9 protein-coding genes and 2 pseudogenes are annotated in these 6912 nt (G+C 62.5%); 1 reads left to right on the forward strand and 10 read right to left on the reverse strand.

Annotation, left to right across the window (positions count from 1 at the left end):
* Window positions 1-91: 91 nt before the first annotated feature.
* From AC1VWL_RS18895 to AC1VWL_RS18905, 3 genes are all read right to left on the reverse strand, one after another.
* Complete coding sequence (locus AC1VWL_RS18895; protein ID WP_482987699.1) at window positions 92-388, reverse strand: hypothetical protein; 297 nt, start codon at window positions 386-388, stop codon at window positions 92-94.
* 22 nt (window positions 389-410) lie between these two features.
* On the reverse strand, window positions 411-836 hold the full coding sequence (locus AC1VWL_RS18900; RefSeq protein ID WP_482987700.1) for a hypothetical protein: 426 nt from the start codon (window positions 834-836) through the stop codon (window positions 411-413).
* Between the two features lie 124 nt (window positions 837-960).
* Window positions 961-1416, reverse strand: coding sequence for an iron chaperone (locus AC1VWL_RS18905; protein WP_482987701.1), 456 nt, complete (start codon window positions 1414-1416; stop codon window positions 961-963).
* A gap of 248 nt (window positions 1417-1664) precedes the next feature.
* Here AC1VWL_RS18905 and AC1VWL_RS18910 point away from each other — a divergent pair.
* A pseudogene (locus AC1VWL_RS18910) lies at window positions 1665-1746 on the forward strand.
* A gap of 128 nt (window positions 1747-1874) precedes the next feature.
* Here AC1VWL_RS18910 and AC1VWL_RS18915 read toward each other — a convergent pair.
* From AC1VWL_RS18915 to AC1VWL_RS18945, 7 genes and pseudogenes are all read right to left on the reverse strand, one after another.
* Window positions 1875-2144, reverse strand: a pseudogene (locus tag AC1VWL_RS18915) (TMEM175 family protein); the annotation flags it as partial.
* A gap of 116 nt (window positions 2145-2260) precedes the next feature.
* On the reverse strand, window positions 2261-2599 hold the full coding sequence (locus AC1VWL_RS18920; protein WP_282272524.1) for a tRNA-binding protein: 339 nt from the start codon (window positions 2597-2599) through the stop codon (window positions 2261-2263).
* Window positions 2600-2689: 90 nt separating this feature from the next.
* On the reverse strand, window positions 2690-3154 hold the full coding sequence (locus tag AC1VWL_RS18925) for a GNAT family N-acetyltransferase (RefSeq protein ID WP_482987702.1): 465 nt from the start codon (window positions 3152-3154) through the stop codon (window positions 2690-2692).
* A gap of 43 nt (window positions 3155-3197) precedes the next feature.
* Window positions 3198-3614 (reverse strand): GNAT family N-acetyltransferase, encoded by a 417-nt coding sequence (locus tag AC1VWL_RS18930; protein ID WP_296251521.1) that lies wholly within the window; start codon window positions 3612-3614, stop codon window positions 3198-3200.
* A gap of 39 nt (window positions 3615-3653) precedes the next feature.
* Window positions 3654-4052 (reverse strand): nuclear transport factor 2 family protein, encoded by a 399-nt coding sequence (locus tag AC1VWL_RS18935; protein ID WP_482987703.1) that lies wholly within the window; start codon window positions 4050-4052, stop codon window positions 3654-3656.
* Between the two features lie 128 nt (window positions 4053-4180).
* Entirely contained in the window at window positions 4181-4612 is a 432-nt protein-coding gene (locus tag AC1VWL_RS18940) for a PH domain-containing protein (RefSeq protein ID WP_482987704.1), read from the reverse strand.
* A gap of 275 nt (window positions 4613-4887) precedes the next feature.
* Window positions 4888-6690, reverse strand: coding sequence for a DUF885 domain-containing protein (locus AC1VWL_RS18945; protein ID WP_482987705.1), 1803 nt, complete (start codon window positions 6688-6690; stop codon window positions 4888-4890).
* Between the last annotated feature and the right edge of the window lie 222 nt (window positions 6691-6912).

A 6912-nucleotide genomic window follows, 5' to 3' on the forward strand; every position in this document is an offset into this window, starting at 1 on the left:
GGGGGTTGGCGGGGGGGGGGTGGGGGGGGTTGGCGGGTTCTCTGGCGTCGCTGGCCGCCGCGCCGTGGGCGGCGCCCCCCCCACTACATGCTCAGGCTGCCGCTATGCGTGCCAGCAGCAGGCCTGCCAGCACCGCTGCGACGGCGACGACTACCATCAGCGCGAACAACCAGGCGCGTCTGCGCTGGCGTTGGTTGGCACTGATCGCGGCGTTGAACATGGCAACACGCTGCTGCTCGCTGGCGGCAATGACGGCCTTGGCCTTGGCTGAACCTTCATCGGCGCCCAGTCGCCCGGCCTTGATGTCATCGGCAATGACTTCCAACTGCTGCATCACTTCGAACTGCAGCTTCTGCAGTTCCAGCGCGGTGTCGTCATGGTTGGACAAGTGGAAACCCTCGCGGTTTGGGTCAGGCAGAAGGAGACTGCAAGGCTCGTCGGATCACCCGTGACACGATCGTCGGGTCATCGCTGGACAGATGGTGCCCCAGCCGCAACAAGCCGATGCCGAAGCAAGGCATCAGCAGGCCCGGCAGCACCGCGGGCAGGAGCATCAGGTCAAGCCTGCCCACCTGCACTGCGGCCACCGTGGTCCACAGTACGCAGAAACCGAGCCAGAAAAGCATGAAGACGAAAACCAACGGCGGCAACGCATACGCGCCGCGCAGCTCGCAGCCCTGCGCGGTTGCTTGCAGGCTGCCGCGGAAGTGTGGCTTGAACGAATTCCGCATCACTGTCCGATGGTAAAGATGTACGCGCTTGCCGCTTATCGAGCCTGCGACGCTGCCGGTGGCGGTCAGGTTGCCTCGTGCGGTGGCGGCACGCAGTGCCTGCACGGCCTGCTCGGGTGAAAGCGGACTGGTGTATGCGGCTTGCGTGCGTGGGAACAGCCAGGTCCAGAAAGACATGCGGTCTATCGCTGCGGGGGCAGGACACGATAGCGGTAGAACCGCGCTTTGCCTATTGCAGGCTGCTGTCGCGCTTGCGCATGGCTTTCTTGACCAAGGCGGTGATCTTCTTCTCGACCTCGGGGGTGAGTTCCGCAAGGGCGAAAGAGGTCGCCCACATCGGCCCGTCATCCAGCATCGCCGTGTCGTTGAAACCCAGCGTGGAATAGCGTGCGCCGAACTTGCTCGCTCCCTGGAAGAACAGCAGGACCTTGCCGTCGCGCGCATAGGCCGGCATTCCGTACCAGGTCTTGGGGCTCAACGAGGGCGCAGTGGCGGTGACGATGGCATGCAGGCGTCGCGCCATCTGCTGCTCGGCTGCGGGCATCTCGGCGACCTTGGCCAAGAGCTCGGCCTCTCCGTCGGCCTTCAGCTTGCCAGCTTTGGCTTCTGCCTTGAGCTCGCGCGCACGCTCCTTCATGGCGGCCTGTTCTTCGGCGGTAAACCCGTTGGATTTGGATACAGCCATCGGTGATCCTGCAAAGCGTTGAAGGGCAGTGCTTTTTAACCCAAGCGACACGGGGAAATGTAAAGCGGGGGTGCAGATGAGCAGTCCAGTCATCGCAGGTTGGTACAGTGCGCCAGCCCGTCACTGGCAGGTCAGCTGCTTTGGCCGAGCTCGCGCTCAATACGCCGGTCGGGGATCAGCCAGAGCAGGGCGGCGGCTGCGTATAGAAGCTGCGCAAGATGTGCGTTGACGAAACTCAGGGCAACACCGCTGATGTAGAGCAGCGGCGACAGCTTGCCCTTCCAGTCATTGCCCAGGGCATGCTGCAGGCGCGAGTTCTCGCCGTCGGCAGCGACGATGCGTCGCTGCAGGATCCAATAGGCGATGGCGGCCGCCAACAGGATGCAGCCATAGAGCGCAGTCGGCAGTGGCTGCTTGTTGAAGTCATCCATCCAATGGGTGGCGAACGGCAGCAGCGACAGCCAGAACAGCAGGTGCAGGTTGGCCCACAGCACACTGCCGGTCACTTTCTGGCAGGCCTGCAGCAGGTGATGATGGTTGTTCCAGTAGATGCCGACGTAGACGAAGCTCAGCAGGTAGCTGAGCAAGGTGGTCAGCAACGGTCGCAGGGCGTCCAGCGTGGCGCCCTCCGGTGGTCGCATCTCCAGCACCATGATGGTGATGATGATGGCCAGTACGCCGTCACTGAAGGCTTCAAGCCGGCCTTTGCCCATTGCTGTCTCCTGCATGCATCGCCGAGGAATTCGGTGCAGAACGCTAGCACGAAGCGCTGTTGAGGCCGTGTGTCGGGCTTGCAGCTTGGCGGCCGTCCAGTCTGCAGGGCGGGCTGGACCGTTTGCAGGACCTATAGCAGGCGAGTGCCCAGCGGTACCTCATGTTCGGGCATGCATAGGCTGACCCGACCCTCAGCGTCATGAAATCCGGTCACCAGGCATTCGGACATCAGTGGGCCGATTTGTTTCGGAGGGAAGTTGAGCACTGCCACCACCAGCCGCCCGACCAGCTGTTCGGCGCTGTATAGCGCGGTGATCTGTGCGCTGGATTTGCGGGTGCCGATCTCCGCGCCGAAATCCACCTGCAGGATGTACGCGGGTTTGCGGGCGGCAGTGAAAGGCTCGGCGGCGATGACGCGGCCTACGCGAAGTTCAACCTTGCTGAAGTCGTTCCAGTCGATGGTCTGCATGGCGGTTGCTCGGGAGCTTGATGTCATTGGAGTGGTTGGGGCTGGCGCGATACAGGCTGATCTCCAGAACCCGTAGCGCGATAGCTAAACTCAGTCGCCTGTGGCGACGCGGTCCAGCCAAAGTTCCATCGGCTGGTAGATGATTCCCATCGATTCGCTCACCTCGCCGCTGCAATGGAATCCGTAGCCGCGGTAGGCGGGCACCGAAGGCAGGGAGGCGCTCACGGTCAGTATGTCCGAGCGGGCGTGCTTCATGGCTTCGGCAAGCAGGCGGCGGCCGATGCCGCGGCGCTGCAGTTCGGGGCTGATGAACAGCATTGCGATATGTCGCCCCTGCTTCAGCTCGATGAGGCCGGCGGCTTGCCCGGAAACCTCCGCCAACCACATCAGGTTGTCCTCGCTGATGCGGGATGCAAACGCTTCCGCAGCGGCAAGCTTGCGGAACGTCGCGACGCCTTCGCCAGTGAGCGTGGAGGCAACCGAATCCATGAACGCCGCCATGCAAAGCCTGCTCGCGGCATCCACATCGTTCGGGTTGAGCGGCCGTATGTTCATTCCTTTTCCGTTGATGTGCGGTTGGTGATGCGGGTATTGGAAATCATGCTTTCTTGAGTGCCATGCCGACGCTGGCAGGTGCGGTCAGGGTGAAACCGTACTGTTGGTAAAGACGATAGGCTTGGCCATCCGCCAGCAGGCTGACGTAGGCCGAAGCCGGCACCTCACGTTCGATGTACGCCTGGATTTCCAGCATCACTTTCTTGCCGAGACCACGGCCCTGGTGCGCAGGCAACACCGCGATGTCGACCACCTGGTAAAACGTGCCGCCGTCGCCGATCACCCGACCCATCGCCACGGTTTCGCCGGCATGGGTGATCTGCACGGCGAACAGCGAATTGGGCAGGCCGCGACTGGCGGCCTCCAGCGTCTTTGCGCTGAGCCCACTGGCCTGGCGCAGATGCCGGTAGGTGTCCACGGAAGGGATGTCGTGGTTGATGGTGTAGTTGGGTTCGCTCATCGTTGCATCCGGAATTCTGGTTGGCTGTGCGTTGTCGTTTCAGGAGGGCAACGCGATGGGCACGTAGACCTCGTGCCAGAGGATGACCTTGCCGGCATCGTTGAACTGCATCAGCAGCATGGCGCGGAACAGCTCGCGGCGCCCGTCAGCGTAGCTGATCCGTGCGCGCATCGAGAACGTGACCGAAGTGCCGTCCACGAGCGCATGGTCGATCTCGTAGTCGATGCCTTCCATGCCGGCTTTCATGCCGTTGAGGAATTCGAGGTAGTTGGCAGGATTGGCCTCGTAGTGACGACCATTGGGCTCGACGATGAAGTGTTCGGCGAAGCACTCACCGATCAGTGCTACGGTCAGTACGGAATCGCGATTGAGATGCCGGCGGTTCCAGTCGAGCACGGCATGGGCCAGCTGGAGGTAGTGCGTGCGTTGGTTTGTCATGGAACTCCGGAATGTGCGGAACGCCTGATATCGCATCGAACGTGACGGCGTAGGGCAGGGGGGGCGTTTTCAGTGGACGGCACGGGTCTGATGGTGCCGCTGGCCGGAATGGTCTGACCTCTGCCCGTTTACGGCAATGGTGGTGGATTGCCGGGTACCGCTTGAACCGTGCCAGTGGCCGGCGACGCAGTGCCGCCCAATACGGCCTGGGCGATCAGCTTGTCCAGACGGCGAACATCCAGCCCCTTGTTGAGGTTGACCTTGATATGACCGGCCTTGGTCCAGAGCTCGATCTCGGAGTTGAAATTGAACAGGCCGTGGCCGTTCTCCGAGGACCACATGTAGATCGAGGAGTATGGCAGCGAATAGATCTCCACTTTCTTGCCGGTGATGCCTTGTGCGTCGCGCACGATCAAGCGTTTGTTGGTGAATACTGCTGAATCACGGAAGGTTTTGTAAGCCGCCACGGCGGTCTCTCCGGGCACGAGGATGTCGTTCACGTCCTGCGGAATCGGGCATTCCGATACCAGCGTCCAGGCCAGGATTGCATTTGTTTCCATGTAGAAGCCGTCCCCCGTGATGGTGAATTGTTTTGCAGCGCAGGCGGAATTGTAGGTGGCGCGTAGATCAGGGCAATAGGCCGTAATGCATGACTGTTGGACGTGCGGGCGATGCATGTACGGCACGATTGTCCTTGTGGGAGCGGCTGTAGTGTCGAGCCATGCTCGGCAGGGGCTTCACCGTTGACGCTTCAGCCGAGCATGGCTCGGCACTACAAGGACCAAAAAAAGCCCGGGCACTGCCCGGGCTTTTCAGTGGACAAAACCAGCCGGACTTATTCGATCGGCTGTTCCAGCATCAGCTGGCGTGCGAAACGCACCGGCGGTGCGCCGTAGGACAGCATCTGGTCGTGGTAGGCCTTCAGGTTGAAGTTGGCACCCTGCTTTTCCTGTACTGCCTTGCGGGTGTCGAAGTGCTCCTGTGCACCGACGAAGTAGGTCGGCAGCTGGGCAGAGGTGAGCTGTGCGCGCACCCACTTGCCGGAGGCTTCGCTTTCCTGCTGGAAGGCGTCGTGGGTCATCAGGTGCATGGCCTGCTCGCGGCTCCAGTTGTCCACGTGCACACCCTGGTCGAGGATGGCATTGGCAATGGTGCGCAGGTAGAACTTCAGCTGCACCAGGTGGAACAGCGGGTCGTTATCCAGGTAGCCCTGTTCCTGCATCATGCGCTCGGTGTAGACCGCCCAGCCTTCTGCAAACAGGCCCGAGCGCAACACCGCACGCAGCGTCGACGGGAACTTGCCCGAGTGCCAGCCTTCCAGGTAATGGCCCGGGGTGCCTTCGTGGATGGACAGCAGGTGGATCATGCGGCTGTTGTATTCGCGCAGGAAGGAATCCACCTGCTTGTCGTTCCAATCGTCCGGAATCGGCGAGACCGCGTAGAAGGTCTTCAGGTTCTTGTCCAACGGGCCCGGCGAATCGCAATAGGCCACGGCCACGCCACGCTGGAACTCCGGCATCAGGATGATGTCGACCGGTGCGTCGGGCAGGGTCATCAGGTCATGCTTGCGCACGAACTCGGTGGACTGGTCAAGTGCAGCCTTGGCATCGTCCACGACCTTGTCGCGGGCCGGCTTGTCGGCATAGGCCAGTTCCAGTGCGGCCTCGATCGCCTTCTGCTGCTGGTCATCGGTCGGGTTTGCCGGCATTTCCGGGGCGCCCGGCTTGTCCTTCAACACCACCTGGGCGATGCCGTACATGTCCTTGCGCACGCGGGTCAGCTCGGCGCGGGCACGCTCGCCGATCTCGGCGCGCGACAGCGAGGAGTTGAGCGAGAACTTCAGCTTCTGGTCGTACTTTTCCGCGCCGATGCGGAACTCGCCCTTGGCATTCGGTACCAGGGTCTTGTCCAGCCAGGTCTGTTGTTCTTCGACTGCCGTGGTCAACGTGGCGATGGCGGCCTTCAGGCGTTCCTGGTCGGCGGCTTCCAGCTGGCCGATGTTGGGCACGATGAAGGTTTCAACCAGGCTGAGGATGCCGCGGTTCTGCTTGGCCACGGTTTCGGCGTGGATCTTCGGCACGCGCGCCGGGTCCAGGTTGGCACGGGCGGCGGCGAAGATCTGCGGGATCAGTTCGATGCGCGCGGTGGCCGACTTCAGGCGCTCCGGCAGCGGCGCGAATTCGCGCGCCATCAGACCGTAGATGGCGCTGCCGGCCAGGCCGTTATAGACCTGCGGGTCCCACTTCCATGATTGCATGGTTTCGTTGGACCAGATGTCCGACTGCAGCTGGTTGCGCAGGATGGCGGCATCCACCTGGTTCTCGCGGCCGAGCTTGCTGACGTCGAGCTTGTCCAGCTCGGCGAGCAGGGCCTTGCTGGCCTCCAGGCTCTTCTGCTGGCCGGCCGCGCTGAGGTCATCCAGCTGGCTGTCGTAACGGTGATCGCCGATCTGGGTGGCACTCACCGGGGACAGCTGCATCCAGGTGTCCAAAGCCTTCTTTGACAGCTCGGCGAACTGAGCGTCGGCCTGGGATTGGCCGGCCTGCTCGGTAGAGGTGGACGGCGCGGTCGGGGCGTCACCGCTCTGGCAGCCGGCGAGGCTGGCGAGCAGGGCGGCGGCGAGCAGGTGCTTGCGCATCGGTGATCCTGTTGTTGAGGGAATCCCCGAGCATAGGTGGACTGGGCCGCTGCTGCACCTGCCGTTGGTTGGTGTCAGCTTGCTGAAACGGGCGGTTTGCATAGGCGGCAATCACGTAGCCCGGGTAAGCGCAGCGCCCCCGGGTACTTTGTTCCACCGGCCCACCGAATAACCGGGGGCGGAGCCCTTACCCGGGCGACCCGGGTCGGCACAAATATTTAA

It is taken from the genome of Stenotrophomonas sp. STEN063 (assembly GCF_056854515.1).

Excerpts from the sequence above, each read along its gene's own strand:
- AC1VWL_RS18940 (WP_482987704.1), bottom strand. The coding sequence starts at position 4,612 with ATGGAAACAAATGCAATCCTGGCCTGGACGCTGGTATCGGAATGCCCG.
- AC1VWL_RS18905 (WP_482987701.1), bottom strand. The coding sequence starts at position 1,416 with ATGGCTGTATCCAAATCCAACGGGTTTACCGCCGAAGAACAGGCCGCC.
- AC1VWL_RS18925 (WP_482987702.1), bottom strand. The coding sequence starts at position 3,154 with ATGAACATACGGCCGCTCAACCCGAACGATGTGGATGCCGCGAGCAGG.
- AC1VWL_RS18930 (WP_296251521.1), bottom strand. The coding sequence starts at position 3,614 with ATGAGCGAACCCAACTACACCATCAACCACGACATCCCTTCCGTGGAC.
- AC1VWL_RS18920 (WP_282272524.1), bottom strand. The coding sequence starts at position 2,599 with ATGCAGACCATCGACTGGAACGACTTCAGCAAGGTTGAACTTCGCGTA.
- AC1VWL_RS18935 (WP_482987703.1), bottom strand. The coding sequence starts at position 4,052 with ATGACAAACCAACGCACGCACTACCTCCAGCTGGCCCATGCCGTGCTC.
- AC1VWL_RS18945 (WP_482987705.1), bottom strand. The coding sequence starts at position 6,690 with ATGCGCAAGCACCTGCTCGCCGCCGCCCTGCTCGCCAGCCTCGCCGGC.